At 53.2% G+C, this 19,796-nt stretch carries 18 protein-coding genes; 17 read left to right on the top strand and 1 reads right to left on the bottom strand.

From position 1 onward, the window contains the following. Positions 1 to 29: 29 nt before the first annotated feature. The 14 genes from remA to spoVM all read left to right on the top strand — a co-directional run bounded on the left by remA (position 30) and on the right by spoVM (position 14,541). Positions 30 to 290: an extracellular matrix/biofilm regulator RemA gene (gene remA, locus BN3772_RS16415; RefSeq protein WP_006209218.1), complete on the top strand. Its 261-nt coding sequence runs from the start codon at positions 30 to 32 to the stop codon at positions 288 to 290. Positions 291 to 308: 18 nt separating this feature from the next. Beyond that, complete coding sequence (gmk, locus tag BN3772_RS16410) at positions 309 to 878, top strand: guanylate kinase (protein WP_042175917.1); 570 nt, start codon at positions 309 to 311, stop codon at positions 876 to 878. Positions 879 to 932: 54 nt separating this feature from the next. Further along, positions 933 to 1,133: a DNA-directed RNA polymerase subunit omega gene (gene rpoZ / locus BN3772_RS16405; RefSeq protein ID WP_042200793.1), complete on the top strand. Its 201-nt coding sequence runs from the start codon at positions 933 to 935 to the stop codon at positions 1,131 to 1,133. A 399-nt stretch (positions 1,134 to 1,532) separates the two neighbouring features. After that, positions 1,533 to 2,768, top strand: a complete 1,236-nt coding sequence (gene coaBC / locus BN3772_RS16400) for a bifunctional phosphopantothenoylcysteine decarboxylase/phosphopantothenate--cysteine ligase CoaBC (protein WP_042200829.1) — start codon at positions 1,533 to 1,535, stop codon at positions 2,766 to 2,768. Beyond that, positions 2,768 to 5,299, top strand: a complete 2,532-nt coding sequence (priA, locus tag BN3772_RS16395) for a primosomal protein N' (protein WP_042200792.1) — start codon at positions 2,768 to 2,770, stop codon at positions 5,297 to 5,299. The genes coaBC and priA overlap by 1 nt, the downstream gene beginning before the upstream one ends. A gap of 62 nt (positions 5,300 to 5,361) precedes the next feature. Beyond that, positions 5,362 to 5,847, top strand: a complete 486-nt coding sequence (def, locus tag BN3772_RS16390) for a peptide deformylase (RefSeq protein ID WP_042200790.1) — start codon at positions 5,362 to 5,364, stop codon at positions 5,845 to 5,847. 5 nt (positions 5,848 to 5,852) lie between these two features. Continuing rightward, positions 5,853 to 6,791, top strand: a complete 939-nt coding sequence (fmt, locus tag BN3772_RS16385; protein WP_042200788.1) for a methionyl-tRNA formyltransferase — start codon at positions 5,853 to 5,855, stop codon at positions 6,789 to 6,791. Between the two features lie 8 nt (positions 6,792 to 6,799). Continuing rightward, a complete protein-coding gene (gene rsmB, locus BN3772_RS16380) occupies positions 6,800 to 8,275 on the top strand; it encodes a 16S rRNA (cytosine(967)-C(5))-methyltransferase RsmB (RefSeq protein WP_086074613.1) in 1,476 nt (491 codons plus the stop codon). A 250-nt stretch (positions 8,276 to 8,525) separates the two neighbouring features. Further along, a complete protein-coding gene (gene rlmN, locus BN3772_RS16375) occupies positions 8,526 to 9,566 on the top strand; it encodes a dual-specificity RNA methyltransferase RlmN (RefSeq protein ID WP_042200786.1) in 1,041 nt (346 codons plus the stop codon). Between the two features lie 6 nt (positions 9,567 to 9,572). After that, positions 9,573 to 10,349: a Stp1/IreP family PP2C-type Ser/Thr phosphatase gene (locus tag BN3772_RS16370; protein ID WP_042200784.1), complete on the top strand. Its 777-nt coding sequence runs from the start codon at positions 9,573 to 9,575 to the stop codon at positions 10,347 to 10,349. Continuing rightward, on the top strand, positions 10,346 to 12,553 hold the full coding sequence (gene pknB / locus BN3772_RS16365; protein WP_042200783.1) for a Stk1 family PASTA domain-containing Ser/Thr kinase: 2,208 nt from the start codon (positions 10,346 to 10,348) through the stop codon (positions 12,551 to 12,553). Before BN3772_RS16370 ends, pknB begins: the two co-directional genes overlap by 4 nt. Positions 12,554 to 12,674: 121 nt before the next feature. Then, positions 12,675 to 13,580, top strand: coding sequence for a ribosome small subunit-dependent GTPase A (gene rsgA / locus BN3772_RS16360; protein ID WP_042200782.1), 906 nt, complete (start codon positions 12,675 to 12,677; stop codon positions 13,578 to 13,580). Between the two features lie 3 nt (positions 13,581 to 13,583). After that, positions 13,584 to 14,252 (top strand): ribulose-phosphate 3-epimerase, encoded by a 669-nt coding sequence (rpe, locus tag BN3772_RS16355; RefSeq protein ID WP_042175940.1) that lies wholly within the window; start codon positions 13,584 to 13,586, stop codon positions 14,250 to 14,252. A 208-nt stretch (positions 14,253 to 14,460) separates the two neighbouring features. Next, positions 14,461 to 14,541 (top strand): stage V sporulation protein SpoVM, encoded by an 81-nt coding sequence (gene spoVM / locus BN3772_RS16350; protein ID WP_020431362.1) that lies wholly within the window; start codon positions 14,461 to 14,463, stop codon positions 14,539 to 14,541. 106 nt (positions 14,542 to 14,647) lie between these two features. Here spoVM and rpmB read toward each other — a convergent pair whose 3' ends face one another. Further along, on the bottom strand, positions 14,648 to 14,836 hold the full coding sequence (gene rpmB / locus BN3772_RS16345; RefSeq protein ID WP_042175942.1) for a 50S ribosomal protein L28: 189 nt from the start codon (positions 14,834 to 14,836) through the stop codon (positions 14,648 to 14,650). Positions 14,837 to 15,027: 191 nt separating this feature from the next. Between rpmB and BN3772_RS16340 the strand changes: the two genes are divergently transcribed. The 3 genes from BN3772_RS16340 to recG are packed head-to-tail and all read left to right on the top strand — an operon-like array spanning position 15,028 to position 19,757. Continuing rightward, positions 15,028 to 16,803 carry a DAK2 domain-containing protein gene (locus BN3772_RS16340; RefSeq protein WP_042200781.1) on the top strand — a complete coding sequence of 592 codons (1,776 nt, stop codon included), beginning with the start codon at positions 15,028 to 15,030 and terminating at the stop codon, positions 16,801 to 16,803. A gap of 28 nt (positions 16,804 to 16,831) precedes the next feature. After that, the gene (locus BN3772_RS16335) at positions 16,832 to 17,692 is read left to right on the top strand and encodes a DegV family protein (protein WP_042175948.1); all 861 of its coding nucleotides are present in this window, start codon (positions 16,832 to 16,834) and stop codon (positions 17,690 to 17,692) included. Positions 17,693 to 17,699: 7 nt separating this feature from the next. Then, positions 17,700 to 19,757 carry an ATP-dependent DNA helicase RecG gene (gene recG / locus BN3772_RS16330; protein ID WP_042200780.1) on the top strand — a complete coding sequence of 686 codons (2,058 nt, stop codon included), beginning with the start codon at positions 17,700 to 17,702 and terminating at the stop codon, positions 19,755 to 19,757. Positions 19,758 to 19,796 lie beyond the last annotated feature (39 nt).

Below are 19,796 nucleotides of genomic sequence, written 5' to 3'. Positions count from 1 at the left end.
GATGTAACTATGGGGGGAACAACCGGAACATGGCAATCAAATTAATTAACATCGGCTTTGGGAATATTGTATCAGCCAACCGTATTATTTCCATTGTCAGCCCGGAATCTGCACCGATCAAGCGTATTATACAGGAAGCAAGAGACCGGCATATGCTGATCGACGCAACCTACGGCCGCCGGACGCGTGCTGTTATTATTACGGACAGTGACCATGTCATTCTGTCGGCGGTTCAGCCGGAGACTGTGGCACACCGCTTGTCCAGTAAAGATGACGATAACGACGAATAACAACAATTGGAGTGTACTATGTCAAAAGGATTGCTGATTATTTTATCCGGACCTTCCGGCGTTGGCAAAGGCACGGTCTGTACTGCACTGAGACCCAAAATGCCTGAGCTTGTCTATTCCGTATCTGCCACCACCCGGAGTCCGCGTGAAGGCGAAGAGAACGGAGTCAACTATTTTTTCAAGACCAGAGATGAGTTTGCAGCCATGATAGAAGCAGACCAGCTGCTGGAGCATGCAGAGTATGTAGGGAACTATTACGGAACGCCGCGTGATTTTGTGGACCGGACGCTGGAGAGCGGCAAGGATATCATTCTCGAGATTGAGGTGCAGGGAGCACTGAAGGTGAAGGAAAAGTTCCCTGAGGGAATCTTTGTGTTCCTGCTTCCGCCGTCGATGGATGAGCTGAAGGACCGTATCCGCGGACGCGGGACGGAGCATCCTGATGTAATCAGCCACCGCATGTCTGTAGCTGAAGATGAGATTGGGCTGATCCGGCACTATGACTATGCCGTAGTGAATGATGAGATCGACCTCGCCTGCAAACGTATTGAGAGCATTATTATCGCCGAGCACTGCAAAGTAAGATAATATGCGCTACAAGTTTGGTTCGTATTTACAGTAAAAGAAGAAGAGGTGTCTTACGTGCTATATCCGTCTATTGATGAAATGATGAACAAGGTTGACAGCAAGTATTCGCTGGTTGTTGCTGCAGCCCGCCGGGCCAGATTACTCCGTGAAGGCGGAAAAACAGATGTTAAGGCGCCGAAATCACACAAGTATGTCGGTGTTGCGCTGGAAGAGATTTACGAAGACCGTATCGTTGTAACCCGCGGCGAAGAGTAGTACGCACGGATTGCTATAGCGGCAATAGGAAACGGCTCCGCCATGTTTTACAGCGGCGCAGCCGTTTTTTTTTCTCCGGTTAGCCGGAATTATGTTGTATAATGTCATATGTGGCCCGAACCGGGCTTGTCCTGACAACCGGAAGGTTGTTATTTTTTTAAAATATAAGATCTGTATGTACTACCCTATACATTATCTTTATATTTCTGCAGAAACGGATAGCGTCCTTGAAGGATGACGCAGCCGTCTCTACCTGACAACGAAACGGGTGCCAACCTTGACTGAAGGCGGCGCAGCCGTTTCTTCTTGCCGGTACAGGAGCTTCAGACTATCATCCGGTTATTGATTGTAATATCCGGTTCATTTGAGCCTGATGACAGGCTTGGAACAGGGGGGATTATGTTGAACAGCTTAACAGGCAAAACGATTATCCTTGGTGTTACAGGGGGCATTGCTGCCTACAAAGCAGCAGCCTTGACCAGTAAGCTGGCCCAAAAGGGGGCGGAGGTCCATGTTATTATGACAGCTTCGGCCAAACAGTTTATAACCGAGCTGACTTTTCAGTCGCTGTCCAAGCAGCGGGTTTACAGTGACACCTTTCAGGAGCGTGACCCCGCTTCTATCTCTCATATTGATCTGGCCGGTTCAGCGGATCTTGTGCTTATTGCTCCGGCAACAGCTAATATTATTGCCAAAATGGCACACGGTCTGGCAGATGATATGCTGTCCACTACCCTGCTCGCGACTACAGCGCCTGTCATGGTTGCTCCGGCAATGAATGTCCACATGTATCAGCATCCGGCTGTAATCAGCAATATGAATACTCTTGCTTCACGCGGCGTGCAGTTTATTGAACCCGGTGAGGGGCTGCTGGCCTGCGGATATGTGGGCAAAGGCAGACTGGAGGAGCCTGAATCTATCGTCCGTGTGGTCGAGAATTATTTCAACATTCAGGCTGTTAAAGCTAAAGGTCCCCTAAGCGGTAAGAAAGTGATAGTTACGGCAGGCGGCACGGTCGAACGCATTGATCCGGTCCGGTACATCTCCAATGATTCTTCCGGGAAAATGGGTTTTGCCATCGCCCGGGCCGCCCGGGCAATGGGGGCTGAGGTTACCCTGATTGCCGCCCGGACGGATGAAGCGCCGCCGCAGGACCCGGACATCAGCTTGGTCCGGGTTGAATCTGCCCAGTCAATGCTGGATGCGGTTGTCAGCCGCTGGAACAGCTGCGACATTCTTGTTAAAGCGGCAGCCGTAGCGGATTACCGTCCCAAGCACAGTGCAGAGGCAAAGATTAAAAAAAGCGGGGATACCCTGACGCTTGAGCTGGTTAAGACAACCGACATCCTGGAGAGTCTGGGTAAAGTGAAGGACGGACAGTTCCTCATCGGCTTTGCTGCCGAAACAGGCAATGCTGAATTCTATGCCAAGGATAAGCTGGTCCGCAAAAATCTCGATTTGATCGTTGCTAATGATGTATCCAAGGCCGGAGCCGGCTTCGGTACGGACACCAATATCGTATCCATCTACGATGCGGACGGGCTGGTGCTGGATCTTCCGATTAGCACCAAGGATGAGGTGGCTCGCCGGCTGCTGAGCCTTGCGGCTGAGCGGATATCGGGAGTCCCGTTATAATGGAAATAGCGAAGGTCATTGTCGATGTTCCTGTGCGCAGCACCGACCGGCCGTTCGATTATCTGATACCTGACGCGCTTAAGCTGTGGATTGAAGTGGGCAGCCGGGTAGCTGTTCCCTTCGGCCACCGGACGGTTCAGGGCTTTGTAGTATCCCTGGAATCCGGCGAGACCGGAGCAGGCTCCAGACTCAAGCCTATCCAGGAGGTGCTGGATCTGCTGCCGCCGTTGTCGCCTGAGCTCGTTGAGCTCGGCGACTGGATGAGCCAGCGGTATGCCTGCAGGCGTATTTCGGCTCTGCAGGCTATGCTGCCTACCGCGCTGAAGGGCAAGGCTGAACGCCTCATCTCGCTTGGTGAAGGCGCTGAAGCTGCGGTTAACGCGGAGGATGAGCTGTTTCCGCTGTTTCTGGAGGAGGATCTGGAGGAGCGGACGATTATTGATTTTGTCAGACAGGCTGGAGAAGTGACCATGAAGCAGCTGACCCGCAGCTTCCCCGGAGCAGCGGAGACGGTAAAATTCATGCTGCGCCGTGGCGTACTTACCGAAAGCCAGTCAATCAAGGATAAAATGGGCAAGAAAAAGCTGAAGGCGGTTGACCTGGCGATCGGGCTGTCTGCAGCCCGGGAATCGCTAAGCACCTTCCCGGCTCGTTCAGTCCGTCAGAAAGACGTCCTGTCTTATCTGATCGAAATGGAACAGACGCTGCCGATGCCGCTCAAGGATTTACTGGCGGTATTGCAGGTTACCGCAGGCACGGTCAAGGCGCTTGAAGAAAAGGGCTACATTGAAATAAGTGAAATTGAAGTTTACCGCGATCCCTACCAGGGCCGTGACTTCAAGCCGAGCACGCCTCTGCCGCTTACACCGGAGCAGCAGCAGGTTTTCACACGGATAGCCCGGACGGTGGATGAGCAGCAGCATGAGGTCTTTCTGCTGCACGGCGTAACCGGAAGCGGCAAGACGGAGATTTATCTGCAGTGTATCCAGCGGGCGGTGGACCAGGGCAGACAGGCGGTGGTGCTTGTGCCGGAGATTGCACTCACCCCGCAGATGGTGGAACGGTTCAAAGGCCGGTTCGGCAGCGGTGTCGCAGTCATGCACAGCCGTCTCTCCGTCGGTGAACGTTATGACGAATGGCGCAAGATCCGTGAAGGCAAAGCGACGGTAGCGGTGGGTGCGCGCTCTGCGGTATTCGCCCCGTTTGCCAACCTTGGACTGATTATCATGGATGAAGAGCATGAATCCTCTTATAAGCAGGAGGAGAATCCGAAGTACCATGCCCGCGATGTAGCGGTCCGTAGAGCTGAACAAGCCGGTGCGGCGGTAATACTGGGCTCGGCCACTCCTTCGCTGGAGAGCTATCATGCGGCCAGGTCGCAGAGTGACATCCACTTCTCGCCGGTGCTGCTGGAGATGCCGACCCGGGCGCTGGGCAATGCCTTGCCGAAGGTGCATGTCGTCGATATGCGCGATGAGCTGAAGGAGGGCAACCGCTCTATGTTCAGCCGCAGGCTGCATGCCGCACTGGAGAGCAGGCTGGAGAAGGGGGAGCAGACAGTTTTGCTCCTGAACCGCCGGGGCTTCTCCACCTTTGTCATGTGCCGGAGCTGCGGTTACGTTGCTACGTGTCCGGAATGCGACATTTCACTCACCTATCACAGCCGCAGCGACAATCTGCGCTGTCACTATTGCGGCCATGCAGAGCCGTCGCCGAAGGTCTGTCCCGATTGCGGCAGTGAGCATATCCGCTTCTTCGGTACCGGAACCCAGCGGGTAGAGGAAGAGCTGGGCAAGCTTTTTCCCGGTATTCGTGTCATACGAATGGACGTGGATACAACTACAGAGAAGGGCTCGCATGAAAAGCTCCTCAACCAGTTCAGGGACAAAAAAGCCGACGTCCTGCTGGGTACGCAGATGGTAGCCAAGGGGCTTGATTTCCCGGATGTTACCCTTGTGGGTGTTATCACTGCTGACTCTGCCCTGAATCTGCCTGATTTCCGGGCCGGAGAGAAGACGTTTCAGCTGTTGACACAGGTAGCCGGGCGTGCCGGAAGACATCAGCTCCCGGGGGAAGTTGTGGTACAGTCGTATACGCCGGAGCATTACTCGATCGTACATGCCAGCGGACATGACTATGCTTCCTTTGTCCGCGATGAGCTGAAGCACCGCAGGACCCTGCATTATCCCCCGTACTGCAGGCTGATTCTTGTCACCCTCTCGCATGAGCAGCTTCCGCTGCTGCTGAAGATGGCAGAGAACTATGCGCTGAATCTGCAGGGGCGGGCCAGACAGCTGCGCTGGTTCGCCAGCCTGGACAAGCTGTCTGCGGATGCGCTTGACCTGCTTGGTCCGGTTGCTTCCCCGCTGCCTAAGCTGAAGAGCAGATACCGGTTCCAGTGTATTATCAAATGGCGCGGAGCCATCGATGCCATCGGACTGGCCCGCCAGATTGCCGAGGAGCTTGAAGATTCGGTACGAGATAACAATCTGCAGATCAGTATTGACGTGGATCCGCAGATGTTGATGTAGCTCAACGGCGTGATACAATATAGAGAATATAGAATGTTCAGAACAAGGATGGTGTACGTGTAATGGCAATCAGATTAATTGTTAAAGAACCGGATGAGGTATTGCACAAAACAGCAAAAGAAGTAACCAAAGTAACCCCGAATGTCCAGAAGCTGCTGGATGATATGGCAGATACCATGTACGATGCAGAGGGCGTTGGCCTTGCCGCGCCGCAGGTGGGAATCCTGAAGCGCCTGATCGTTGTTGATGCCGATGAAGAGCACGGGCTAATCAAAATGATCAATCCGGAAGTCGTAAGCACGGAAGGTGAACAATTTGGTCCGGAAGGCTGCCTGAGCATTCCCGGCTTGAACGGTGATGTCCGCCGGGCAGAGACGGTAACCGTGCGCGGGCTTGACCGCGAAGGCAACGAGATCACGATTACTGGAAGCGGGCTGCTGGCTCGTGCGTTCCTCCATGAAATCGATCATCTCAACGGGGTTCTTTTTACTGATATCGCTGAGAAGGTCTATGAATACACAGCTGAGCACAGCGAGTCCGGGGAGTGAGCGGAATGAAAATTGTTTTTATGGGCACTCCGGCATTCGCTGTTCCTTCGCTGAAAATGCTGGTTGAGGAAGGTTATGAAGTGGTTGCTGTGGTTACTCAGCCGGACCGGCCTCAGGGCCGCAAGAAGACGCTCATGCCTACTCCGGTAAAAGAAGCGGCACTGGCGCTGGGGCTTCCAGTGCTGCAGCCGGAACGCCTCCGCCGTCCGGAGGCGGTGGCAGAGCTGGCGGGGTATGCGCCGGATCTTATCGTTACCGCTGCCTACGGGCAGATTCTGCCGAAGAGTGTCCTGGATTTGCCGCCAAACGGCTGCGTCAATGTCCATGGCTCCCTGCTCCCGAAATACCGGGGCGGCGCACCGATTCAGCGCTGTATTATCAACGGTGAAAAGGTTACCGGCGTAACCCTGATGTACATGGCTGAAGGGCTGGATACCGGTGACATGATTTCACGCGTCGAGGTGCCGATTGGTGATGAGGATACAGCGGGCGATCTGTTTGACAAGCTCAGTACAGCCGGACGTGATCTGCTGAAATCGGAAATGCCGCGGCTGGCTGAAGGCCGTGTAGACGCAGTGAAGCAGGATGACAATGAAGCGACCTACGCTCCGAACCTTAGCCGTGACGACGAACGGATCGACTGGACTGCCGGCTCACTTGATATATTCAACCGGATCCGGGGGCTGGTGCCTTTCTCCGGCGCATTTACGCTCTGGAACGGTGAGACCTTCAAGGTGTGGGCAGCCGTTAAACCGGCGGCCGTTATACAGACAGCAGCCAAAGCGCCTGGGACCGTGCTTGCCGTCAATGAGCGCGGTGTGGAGGTGAGCACCGGTGACGGTTCACTGCTGCTGACCTCTGTGCAGCCTGCCGGTAAAAAAGCTATGAGTGCCGCTGATTTCAGCCGCGGTGCGGTAATGAGCCCGGGGACGGTGCTCGGTTGAGCGCGGGCATGAACGGCTCCGGCCGCAGCGGACAGCGCCCCGGACCCAAATCAGGAGCTGCCAAGCCGCAGAATAATGGTGCTGCACAAGGCCGGTCAGCTGACGGCAGAGGGGCAGACAGAAACAGCCGCCCGCCTGCTTCAGCCCGCGTTGTGGCACTGGATGTGCTGGTCAGGGTCGAGCAGGAAGGGGCATACAGCAACCTGCTGCTGAACAGCAGCCTGCAGAAGTCCGGTCTCAGCCGGGAAGACACCGGGCTGGCAACGGAGCTGGTATACGGTACCCTTTCCCGTCTGATTACTCTGGATTACGTTCTGGATGATTTCGTAAGCAAAGGCATTGCCAAGCTGACCCCATGGGTGCGCAGCCTGCTGCGTCTGAGCTTGTATCAGATCATGTATCTGGACCGTATTCCGCCGCATGCCGCTGTTAACGAGGCTGTCAATATTGCTAAGAAGCGCGGCCATCAGGGGATTTCCGGGATGGTGAACGGAGTGCTGCGGAGCGTGCTTCGTGCCGGTGAGCTGCCGGTGCTGAAGAAGGGGCTCAGCGCAGCGCAGCGGATCTCCATTCTCTATTCCCACCCTCTCTGGATGGTTGAACGCTGGGAGGCCGAGTACGGGATTGCTGCTGCGGAGGCGATGTGTTCTGCCAATAATGAACCCCCGGCTGTCAGTGTCCGGGTCAATACGACAATGATCAGCAGAGACAAGCTGCTGGAGCAGATGCGGGAAGCCGGACTGGATGCGTCTCCCTCCAGCCTGAGCCCCTATGGCATTGTCGTCAAGGGAGCAGGCAATCTTGCATTATCCGGCTGGTACAAGGACGGATATCTGTCAGTGCAGGATGAGAGCTCCATGCTGGTTGCCGAAGCTGTTGCTCCTGAGCCTGGCATGAGAGTGCTTGACTGCTGTGCTGCTCCGGGAGGCAAAAGCGCCCATATGGCTGAGCTGATGAAGGATGACGGCTATATCTACGCCAATGATCTGCACGCCCACAAGGCCAGGCTGATCTCGGAGCAGGCTGGCCGTCTTGGCTTGGACTGCATTACAACAGGACATGCGGATGCGCTGGAGCTTGCAGCTGAGCTGTCTGCTGAATCCTTTGACCGCGTGCTGCTGGATGCCCCCTGTTCGGGGCTTGGCGTTATCCGCCGCAAGCCGGATCTGAAGTGGCGTAAGCTGCCTGAGGATGTGGATAGCATTGCCGGTCTGCAGAGTGAACTGCTGCAGGCCGTCTCCGCCCTGGTGAAGCCTGGCGGAGTGCTGGTCTACAGTACTTGCACAACTGAGCAGGCTGAGAACAGCGCGATTGTCGCTGCTTTTCTGGAATGTAATCCGGACTTCGTACCGGTCAGCTTCAGCTCGCCGGTCTGGGAACGGACGAAGGATACGGCACTGGCTGCAGGAGAAGGAATTCAGCTCCTGCCGCAGCATTACGGCAGCGACGGATTCTATATCGCGCGGCTGCAGAGACTCTTGTAAATAGCGGATTTCCGGAAGATTGACAGAGGTCCCGCCCGCAGATTCTGGTGCGCGGCGGGCTTTTCTTTTACCGTCTCTGAATTTTGTGTTAAAATAGGAAGAATGAGAAATAATACGCATATTCTCTGGTAGACCGTTCATATCGTCCTTGTAAGGGGCGGTATTCGTTTTGCGTTAAAACCTCAGCTTGTTGACAGACGTACATTCAATAGTGTTTTATACTTTTATGAAAGAACAGGTGCTAATTACAATGAAACCTTTAATATATGATTTTTCTCTCGAAGAGTTGCAGCAGTGGGCCAAAGACAACGGAGAGCCGGCTTTCCGCGGGGGACAGATTTTTGACTGGCTGTATGTAAAGCGGGTTAGTGATTTTGAGGCGATGAGCAATCTGTCCAAGGGGCTGCGCGCCAAGCTGGACGAACAGTTCAGAATGAATGCCCTGACCGAAATTACCAAGCTGGAATCCAAAGACGGCACAGTGAAATTCCTGTTTGGACTGCATGATGATCATGCAATCGAAACAGTTATTATGAAACACAACTACGGAAACAGCGTATGCGTAACGACACAGGTAGGCTGCCGGATCGGCTGCACCTTCTGCGCCTCTACACTTGGCGGGCTCAAGCGCGATCTGACTGCGGGTGAAATTGTGGCCCAGGTCGTGCGTTCCCAGCAGATTCTGGATGGCCGCGGTGAACGTGTCAGCAGTATTGTAATCATGGGTACGGGAGAGCCGTTCGAGAATTACGATGCGACCATGAGATTCCTTCGTCTGATGATCCATGAGAAAGGCCTGAACATCGGCCAGCGTCACATCACTGTCTCGACCAGCGGGATTGTGCCTAATATCTATAAGTTTGCCGATGAGGACACCCAGATTAATCTGGCGATATCGATCCATGCGCCAAATGACACACTGCGTTCCAAGCTGATGCCGGTTAACCGCCGTTACCCGTTTGACGATGTAATTGAATCCCTTCGTTACTACCAGGCTAAGACTGGCCGCCGCATCAGCTTTGAATATGCGCTTATCGGAGGGGTCAATGACCAGCCGGAGCATGCCAAGGAGCTGGCCGGTGTCCTTAAGACGATGCTCTGCCATGTCAATCTTATTCCGGTTAACCACGTTCCTGAGCGTAAGTATGTAAGAACTTCCCGCAATGATATCTTTGAATTTCAGCGTATTCTGGCCGACCAGGGCGTGAACGTAACGATCCGCCGTGAGCAGGGCCATGATATTGCGGCCGCATGCGGACAACTGCGTGCCAAACATATGGAGTTGGGGTGAGGATATTTGATCAGAACAGTTCATGCCAGTGATGTCGGACGGGTCCGCAGCGTTAATGAGGACTCGGTCTGGATCGGCGCTACGCGCCACGGTTATACTCTGGGCATCATTGCCGATGGTATGGGGGGGCATTTGGCAGGGGATACGGCAAGTAAGCTTGCGCTTGAGACTATGCGCAGCAAGCTGGACAGCCTGCCTCCTGACCGGAAGGACGGGGAGCTGAGTGAGGCTCTGTCCGATGCGATTATTGAAGCCAACCGTACGGTATTTATTGAGTCTTCCCGTGATGAGAAATACCATAACATGGGGACTACTGTCGTTGCGGCATTGCTTAACGGCCCTGAAGGCTACATCGGCCATATCGGAGACAGCAGAGCCTATTTAATCAAAGATAATGCCGCAATTCAGTTAACCGAGGATCATACACTGGTTAATGAGCTGTTCAAGAATGGTCAGATCAGCCTGGAGGAGCTAGGCAGCCACCCCCGCCGTAATGTATTGATCAGGGCGCTGGGAACCGATTCAGAGGTACAGGCGGATATGGCTCCGGTCAGTCTTGCTCCCGGAGAGCTGCTGCTGCTGTGCAGCGACGGCCTGAGTAATTTTGTCAGCCAGGAGCATCTGGGCAAGGTTGCCGGTATTCATGAGATTCCTTTAGAGGAAAGAGCGGACCGCTTACTTCAGCTGGCTTTGCTTGCCGGTGGCGGTGATAATATCAGCGTCGCTATGCTAGAACATCAAGGAGAGGCCGCTGTGCCCGAGACAAAGGAGTGGAACAGATGATCGGTCACGAATTGGGCGGCCGTTACCAAGTCATCGAACGGGTCGGGGCAGGCGGCATGGCGCTCGTATACAGAGCACATGATATCCTGCTTAACCGGAACGTCGCCATTAAAGTATTGAGAAACCAGTTTGTGCATGATGAGGAGTTCATCCGCCGATTCCGGCGGGAGGCGCAGTCAGCCGCTTCCTTATCGCACCCTAACGTAGTCAGCATCTATGATGTGGGCCAGGAAGAAGATGTCCATTATATTGTAATGGAGTATATAGAGGGCAAGAATCTCAACGAGATTATTAAGGAACGGGCACCGCTTCAGGTCGATGAAGCCATCCGGATTGCTTCACAGATCTGCGATGCGCTGGATCATGCCCATCAGAGCCAGATTATTCACCGTGATATCAAGCCTCATAATATTCTGATCGGGCGTAACGGGCGGGTCAAGGTTACAGATTTCGGGATTGCCCGTGCGGTAACCTCAACAACCATTACCCAGACCGGCTCGGTAGTCGGCTCAGTGCATTATTTCTCACCGGAGCATGCCAAAGGGGTAACAACCGGAGAGAAATCTGACCTGTACTCCCTGGGGATTGTGCTCTACCAGATGTTAACCGGTGTGCTGCCTTTTTTGGGCGAAAGCCCGATCAGCGTAGCGCTTAAGCATCTGCAGGAGGAATTTGAAGAGCCGCGTATACTGAACCCCCTGATTCCGCAAAGCGTAGAGAATGTAATTCTGCGTTCCATGCGCAAGAATCCGGATGAGCGTTATCAGTCTGCTAAGCAGATGCTCCAGGATCTGGAGACCTGCCTGCTGCCTGAACGGCGCAGCGAGACCAAAGCATCTTTCCATGACGACGATGACGAGGACCGGACACGGATTATACCTGCAATCAAGCCCATCCAGCATACCTTAAGCAGCCGCAGCAGCGGCGGAGGAGATGAACGGATGCGCCGGATCGAGGACGAGGAGGATGTTCCGCCTGTGGCCCCGGGCTCCAAGAAGCGGAAATGGGGTATGCCGGCACTTTGGATCGGCCTAACGCTGCTCCTGCTGATTGCTATGGGCAGTGTGGCCTGGTATGTGAGGTCCCAGCTCGTAGTGCCTGAAGTTACAGTACCTAATGTAACGAATCAGTCCCTTGAAATTGCTACGGCTATGCTGGATGAAATCGGCCTTGTCGTGGAGGAGCCGGTTGTGCAGCAGTATAACCCTAACTATGATGAAAATGTCGTCTGGGAGCAGAGTAAGAAGGAAGGCACCGTGGTTAAAGAGGGGACGCATATCATCCTTACAGTAAGCACGGCCAAGCCGACCTCCAATATTCCCAAGCTGACCGGCGGAACCTATGATGATGCCGTAAAAGCACTGATTGCACAAGGTGTGGAGCAAAGCCGGATCAGCCAGGACCCGCGGTTCAGCGAGGAGTTTGCGGAAGGACAGGTAATCGGCTCTGATCCGGCAGAAGGCAGTGAGTATGATCCGCAAACAGCTTCGATTGTCATATTTGTCAGCAAAGGCAAGGAAAGCAAGCCGATGCCTGATCTGACAGGCAAAACACAAAATGAAGCCAAAGCCATGCTTGAAGAAATCGGACTGGTGCTGGACGAAGTCAATGAGGATACGAGCTATTCCGTTGAAGCAGGAAAAATCACTAAACAGTGGCCGTATGAACAGGGTGATCTGGTATCACCGGGAGATAAGATTTCTGTCTCAATAAGCACCGGATACCCGAATGAAGCGTTGAATTATACGTTTAACGTACCGGTTGCACCGTCCAGTGACGGCAAGAAGACCAAGATACGCATCGTATACTCTGATGCCCGCAATGAAGGAGAACCCCAGGAATGGGGGACGCGTACTATTGCCAAGAGCCAGGTGCTGTCTGTGAATCTGGTGCTAGGCCCGAATAAGGACGGTGCAGTCTCCATCTATCAGGACGGGGAATACATTGAAGCCTTTGAGGTACGCTATTCGGATGCAAAGAACGGAACGGTACAGCAGCCTGAACCGCCGGCGACACAGACACCGGAGCCGACACCAGTGCCTACACAGGCACCTCCCGAGCCGACTATTGAGCCGGAAATTCTGCCGCCGGATTCCGGCGGCGGAGAGAATGCGGGTGATGTTGACCAGACCGGATTTCTGACGGAAGAAGCGGTCCAGGCCAAGTCTAACGGTAATAATAAAGACAAAAGCAAAGACCATTAACAGAGATAAGCTGCCTCATTCCGTGTACTTATACGGGATTGCGGGTACAGCGCGCGATGACCCGGCTCGAATCTGAGCTTGGGTCTTTTGCGCAAAATCAGGAGAGGAAGGCTCAATATGTATGCCTGAAGGAATAATTGTTAAAGCACTGAGCGGTTATTATTATGTCAAGCCCCTGCGGGACGGATTCATTGCTACAGAAGAAGAGGCAGTACAATGCCGTGGCCGGGGAATTCTCAAGAAAAAAGGAACCTCGCCGCTGGTGGGCGACCGCATTATGTACGTTCTGACCGAAAACGGTGAAGGCATGGTTGATGAAGTCCTCCCCCGTGAATCGGAGCTGATCCGTCCGCCGGTTGCCAATGTCAAACTGGCTGTACTGCTGTTCTCTGTGCGTGAGCCGGATATGAACCTCAATTTGCTGGATAAATTTCTGGTACATATCGAGCACTCCGGCCTGGAGCCGCTGATTGTGCTGACCAAGCAGGACCTGGCTGACGATGAAGGCGAGGCTACCGCTCTGGTCAAAGAAATGTATGAGAAGATCGGTTACGAAGTGCTGGTTACCAGTTCCCTTAACGGCTCCGGCAGTGAAGAGCTGCGGGCAAGGCTGGCCGGTTCAATCAGTGTGTTCTCCGGACAGTCAGGTGTAGGCAAATCTACCCTGCTCAACCGGCTTGTGCCTAACCTTGAGCTGGAGACGGGTGAAATCAGCATGCGGCTGGGCCGCGGCCGCCATACAACCCGTCATGTCGAGCTGATCGATATCGGCGGCGGGGGCTTTGTAGCGGATACGCCGGGCTTCAGCCAGCTGGATTTTCTTGAGCTCGGGGTAGAGGAGCTGTCGGTCTGTTTCCGTGAATTCGCCTCCTATGCGGAGAACTGTAAATTCCGCGGCTGCAGCCATCTGCACGAGCCGGGCTGCAAGGTTAAAGAGGCCTGGGAGGCAGGAGAGATCGCGGACAGCCGGTACGAGCATTACAAGCTTTTCTTTAATGAGATGAAGGACAAGAAACGGAGGTACTAACTTATGATCTTACTAGCCCCATCCATCTTATCAGCTGATTTCGCTGCGCTTGGCGCTGAGGTTGCCATTGCTGAAGCAAGCGGCGGAGACTGGATACATGTAGATGTAATGGACGGACACTTTGTACCCAATATTACACTCGGCCCTCCGATTGTCAAAGCTGTAAAGGCTCATACATCATTGCCGCTTGATGTTCATTTAATGATAGAGAACCCCGAGCGTTACATTGCTGATTTTGCCGCTGCGGGCGCAGCTGTAATTACTGTACATGCTGAGGCATGTGTACATCTTCACCGTGTCATTCATCAGATTAAAGAGCTGGGTCTGATGGCCGGAGTTGCCATTAATCCGGGGACTCCGGCCTCTGCAGTACGTGAGGTTCTGGAGGATGTGGATATGGTACTGGTAATGACGGTGAATCCCGGCTTTGGCGGACAGGCCTTTATTCCGAATACCTTGCGTAAAATCCGGCAGATTCGTGAATGGGCGGCTGAAATCAACCACCATAAACTTCGGATCGAGGTAGATGGCGGAATAGCAGAGAATACGGCCGGACTGGTGGCTGAGGCAGGCGCAGATGTGCTGGTTGCCGGCAACGCTGTATTCGGGCGTACTGACCGTGCAGCCGCCATACAGGCTATCAGAGAAGCTGCAGAAGCAGGTATCCGTTAAAAGGCCTTGGCGAACAGGCATTCAGGGGATTAACGGATTAAGGTTATAGGCCAAGTTGTGGCCGCATAAATATGGTTACATGAGCAGAAATCTCATGTAGCCTTTTTTTGTACTTCAAGGGAGGTCTGCAACTCGACAGGGTTATATGAGGGTTACGAAATCCGGGTAGTCTCCTACCGTACGGCAACAATTGATGGGAGGGTTAATAATGAAATTTTACACGTTTAAACTGCCAAGATTTTTGGGAGGCTTTGTTAAGGCGATCTTGAACACGTTTCAGAAGAGCTGAGTTTATAACAGAACAGAAAACATGAAAAAAAGCACCTTACAAATGTAAAGGGTGCTTTTTGCTTCATTCATATGAAATATCGCCAAATCCCGGAAAAATTCCAAGACTAAACGCGTTCAACTTTACCGGCTTTCAAAGCACGGGTGCTGACGTACACGCGTTTCGGTTTGCCGTTCACAAGAATGCGGACCTTCTGAACGTTAACTCCCCAAGAACGACGGTTGCGGTTGTTTGCGTGAGACACGTGGTTACCGCTGCCTGGCTTCTTGCCTGTTACAGTACATGTGCGGGACATAGATTACACCTCCTTGTTACTTACACCTGCATAAAACAATACTTAAATATAATATCACAGCAAAATTTGCTACGTCAACCGATTCAAAAACATTTATTTCTTTTAGCTCTTATAGTACAATATAAATTAGTGCATTATGTCCAGTTGATCATAGAATTGATTAGGCATGAAGTTAGGAAGGGGAATTCTCATTGAGTAAGCGTTCTATAAACGGAGCAGATTTCACCGCAATGGTTCTGGCCGGCGCGGAAAAGCTGCAGCAGCATGCAGAGCACGTCAATTCGTTGAATGTATTTCCGGTACCGGATGGGGATACAGGAACCAATATGAATCTGACGATGACCGCAGGTGCGAACGAATTGAAAAAGAATAATACCGCCTCAGTCGGTCAATGTGCAGGAGTACTCTCCAAAGGCCTGTTGATGGGCGCACGGGGGAACTCCGGCGTTATTTTGTCACAGCTGTTCAGAGGTCTTGGACGCTACGCCGCCCAATATGATGAGCTGAACACGCAGCAGTTCGCAGCAGCGCTGCAGACCGGTGTGGATACAGCCTACAAAGCAGTGGTCAAGCCTGTAGAAGGCACCATTCTTACCGTTGCCAAAGAAGCAGCCAGACATGCCGTATATTTTGCACGCCGTACTACTGATGTTACGGAGCTGATGACGGAAGTACTGGCCAAAGCCAAGGAAGCACTCGCGAATACGCCTGAGCTGCTGCCGGTCCTGAAGCAGGTTGGAGTGGTAGATTCCGGCGGCCAGGGTCTCGTCTACATTTATGAAGGTTTCTATGAATATCTGACAAGCGGCAGTACCTCTGTACCGAGCGCTGTGCAGGGACAAGTTCCTGCGTCTGCTGCCGTGCAGGCGCCTGTGCTGGCCAAGCCTGTCAATCCGCCTTCATCTGTGCAGTCTTCTGCCCAGTCCCAGCTTCATACGGAAGATATTGAATTTTTATATGATATGGAGTTCTTCATTAACCGCCAGCTTGGCGGCACCGGAGCGAAATTTGATGAAGAAAAATTCCGGAAAGCGTTATCAGTCAACGGTGATTCAATCATTGTCATTTCTGATGATGAGACCATCAAGGTTCATGTCCATTCGAAGACACCTGGTGATGTGCTTAATCTGGCACTGCTCTATGGGGAAATCACCCAGATTCATATCCTGAACATGCGTGAGCAGCACCGTGACCTGCTGACGGCGGGAATGGATATTGCGCCTATGCCTGAGCTGTTTGCCGAGATTCCGAAGGAACACAGTACCGTACAGGCACCGGCGGTGCCTCCGGCAGATGATCTGGCGCCTTACGGCTTCATTGCAGTATCATCGGGAGACGGTATTTCCGAAATCTTCAAAAGCCTTGGCGTCGATGTGGTGCTTGCCGGCGGGCAGACGATGAATCCGAGCACAGAGGATTTCGTCAACGCAATTTCTTCGATTTCTGCAAAACATGTGTATCTGCTTCCGAATAACTCTAACATTGTGCTTGCGGCACAGCAGGCCAAAGAGCTGCTTGAAGGTGAGCGCGAGGTTACAGTCATTCCAAGCAAGAGCATTCCGCAGGGAATTGCCGCAGCTTTTGCCTTCCAGGAAGAGGATGCAGTGGAGTCCAATACGGAAAGTATGCTGGGAGCTATCTCGCAGGTGAAGTCCGGACAGGTGACCAATGCAGTCCGCGATACCGTTATTGAAGAGCTGGAGATCAAATCCGGACAATATATCGGGATTTCCAACTCGAAGATTGTAGCGGCATCCGACGATCTGCTGGCTGCCAGCCAGGCACTGCTGGATACGATGCTGGAGAACGGCGATGAGATTGTTACCATTTTGACCGGCTCTGAAGCTGATGCAGGCATTACTGAGTCGCTTGGCAGCTGGCTGGAGGAGACTTATCCGCAGGTGGAAGTTGAAGTGCACGAGGGCGGGCAGCCGCTGTACTACTATCTCTTCTCTGTTGAGCCTTAGGTAAAATTATAGTTTGGGGAGGAAATCCATGAATCGTACGGTTATTGTCACAGACAGCACATCAGATATCCCGCCGGCCCTGGCGGAGAAGTACGGCATTGAGGTCGTGCCGCTCACGCTAATGTTCGGCGAACAAGCTTTCCGGGATAATCTGGATATGACACCGGAGCAATTCTATGAGCGTCTTCCCCGCTCACAGCAGTTGCCAACAACCTCTCAGCCTTCACCAGTCGAATATATGAACGTATACCGCAGCATTCTGGAGCGTTATCCGGACAGTCCGATTCTTTCCTTTCATATCTCTTCCGGGCTGAGCGGAACCTATCAGTCTGCTGTACTGGCTAAGTCCATGCTAGAAGAAGAAGGGGAAGCTATTACTGTAGTGGATTCCTTATCCGCTTCTTACGGCTTCGGGTTCATGGTTGTAGCTGCAGGCCGGATGGCTGCTGAAGGCAAAGGGCCTGCGGAGATACTGGAAGCGGCGGAGAAGCTGCGTCAGTCCCGCAAGCTGTACTTCCTGGTCGATACGCTGGAATACCTGCAAAAGGGCGGCAGAATTGGCAAAGCGTCCGCTATTCTGGGGACGCTCCTGAATATTAAACCGATTCTTTCTATTGACGCCGAAGGGATCATTTACGCTGTAGAAAAGGTCAGAGGCCGTAAAAAAGCGGTAGCCCGCATGATCGAGCTGTTCAAAAACGATCTGCCGGGTGTGAATAAAATCAACGTGGCCGTGGGTCATACGGCAGAACCGGCTTACGGCGAAGAATTTCTGAATGAATTGGCCGGTCACTTTACTCTTGAGGAGAAGGTGTTGACCAACATCGGTCCGGTCGTAGGCAGCCATGTCGGCAACGGAACTTTAGCCGTGTTCATTTGGCCCGCGTAAATAGGGGATGAATAAGCTGCTATCACTTGATCAAATCGAAGTTAAACAAATAACTGGCGTGAGCGCACAAAAGCAAGGTGAGCTTCACGCCTTTGGCGTCTTTACAGTTAAGGATTTATTGGAATATTATCCGTTCCGCTATGAGGATTTTCGTCCCAAGTCGCTGAGTGAGGTTAAGCATGGCGAAAAAGCAACCCTGATAGCCAAAGTAATCGGGATTCCGGTGCTGCAGCGGTTCGGGGGTAAATCCCGTATAAGCTGTAAGCTGGTAGCAGAACCCTGGATGTTCACGGCTACATGGTTTAATCAGCCTTATGTCCGTGATCAGCTGACCGCAGGCCGTGAGGTTATGATCTCCGGTAAATGGGACCAGAAGCGCAGTCAGATCACAGTGTCGAATTATGAATTTCCGGACCGTGGTGAGGGCAAGACAGGCACTCTGCAGCCGGTTTATTCGGTTGGGGGTAAGATCACCCAGACCTGGCTGCGTAAGGTCATCAATCAGGGTCTGCAGCAGTTCGGCGAGCTGATTCCGGAGATTCTGCCGCAGGTTATTATGCGGAAATATGATTTTATGCCGCGCAAAAAAGCTATCGCGACGATTCACCAGCCGGAGGACACCCGCGAAGGCCAGCAGGGAAGGCGCCGGATGGTGTATGAGGAGCTGTTTTTGTTCCAGCTTAAGGTGCAGGCGTTCCGGGTGCTTAATCAGGGAAGAATGGATGGAGTCCGGCATACTGTTGACAATGCGACTGTACGCCAGTTCGTACGGAGTCTGCCCTTTGAGCTGACTGATGCCCAGAAGCATGTGGAGCTGGAGATTCTGCAGGATATGCGTTCATCCTCCTGCATGAACCGGCTGCTGCAGGGGGATGTGGGCTCGGGCAAGACAGTGCTCGCTGCCATTGCCCTCTATGCCTCCGTTAAATCAGGATTTCAGGGTGCGCTGATGGTGCCGACCGAAATCCTTGCCGAGCAGCATATGCGCTCTCTGACCAGGATGCTTGAGCCTTTCGGCATTACCGTCGGGCTCCTGACCGGCAGTGTCAACGGCCGTAAACGCAAGGAACTGCTGGCCTCGCTGCAGATGGGAATGATTGATATTGTGGTGGGTACGCATGCCCTGATCCAGGAGGATGTATTCTTCCGTGCGCTGGGCATGGTCGTAACGGATGAGCAGCACCGCTTCGGTGTCAACCAGCGCAGCATACTGCGCCGCAAAGGCTATAATCCCGATGTGCTGACCATGACGGCTACACCGATCCCGCGTACGCTGGCCATAACGGTATTCGGGGATATGGATGTATCCACACTGTCAGAGCGCCCTAAAGGCCGTGTACCGATTACGACTTACTGGGTTAAGCATGATCTGATGGAGCGGGTACTTAAGCTGGTGAACCGTGAGATTGATCAGGGCAGACAGGCTTATCTGATCTGTCCGCTAATTGAGGAGTCGGAAAAGCTTGATGTACAGAATGCCATCGATCTGCATGTACAGATGTCCCAGGCCTTCCCGGATTATGCCGTAGGTCTGCTGCATGGCAGGATGACACCGGCGGAGAAAGACGAAGTGATGCGCGCCTTTTACAGCAACGAGATCCAGCTGCTGATCTCAACAACCGTTGTTGAGGTTGGCGTGGACGTTCCTAATGCAACGCTCATGATCATTATGGATGCTGACCGGTTCGGCTTGTCCCAGCTGCACCAGCTGCGTGGCCGGGTTGGACGCGGCCAGTATGCCTCTTATTGTGTGCTGGTTGCCGATCCGAAATCCGAAATCGGCCGGGAACGGATGACGGCAATGACGGATACCGATGACGGATTCGAGATCTCGCGCCGTGATCTCGAGCTGCGCGGGCCAGGCGATTTCTTTGGAACGAAGCAGAGCGGGCTGCCTGAATTCCGGCTGGCGGATATGACCGCTGATTTCGAGGTGCTGGAGCAGGCCCGTGATGATGCGGCTATGCTGCTGAAGGACACCTCCTTCTGGACTTCAGCAGATTTTGCCCCGCTGCGCAGTTATCTCCAGGCTGAGCAGATATTCCAGGGGGAAATCATTGATTAATAGGCACATGCGGCAGTCTGCCAACATATACTGTGAATG

The sequence above is a fragment of the Paenibacillus camerounensis genome (genome assembly GCF_000723885.1).
GTDB lineage: Bacteria > Bacillota > Bacilli > Paenibacillales > Paenibacillaceae > Paenibacillus_AQ > Paenibacillus_AQ camerounensis.
The sequence above is the reverse complement of the archived record's forward strand: the minus strand, read 5'-3'. Positions and strand labels throughout refer to the sequence as shown.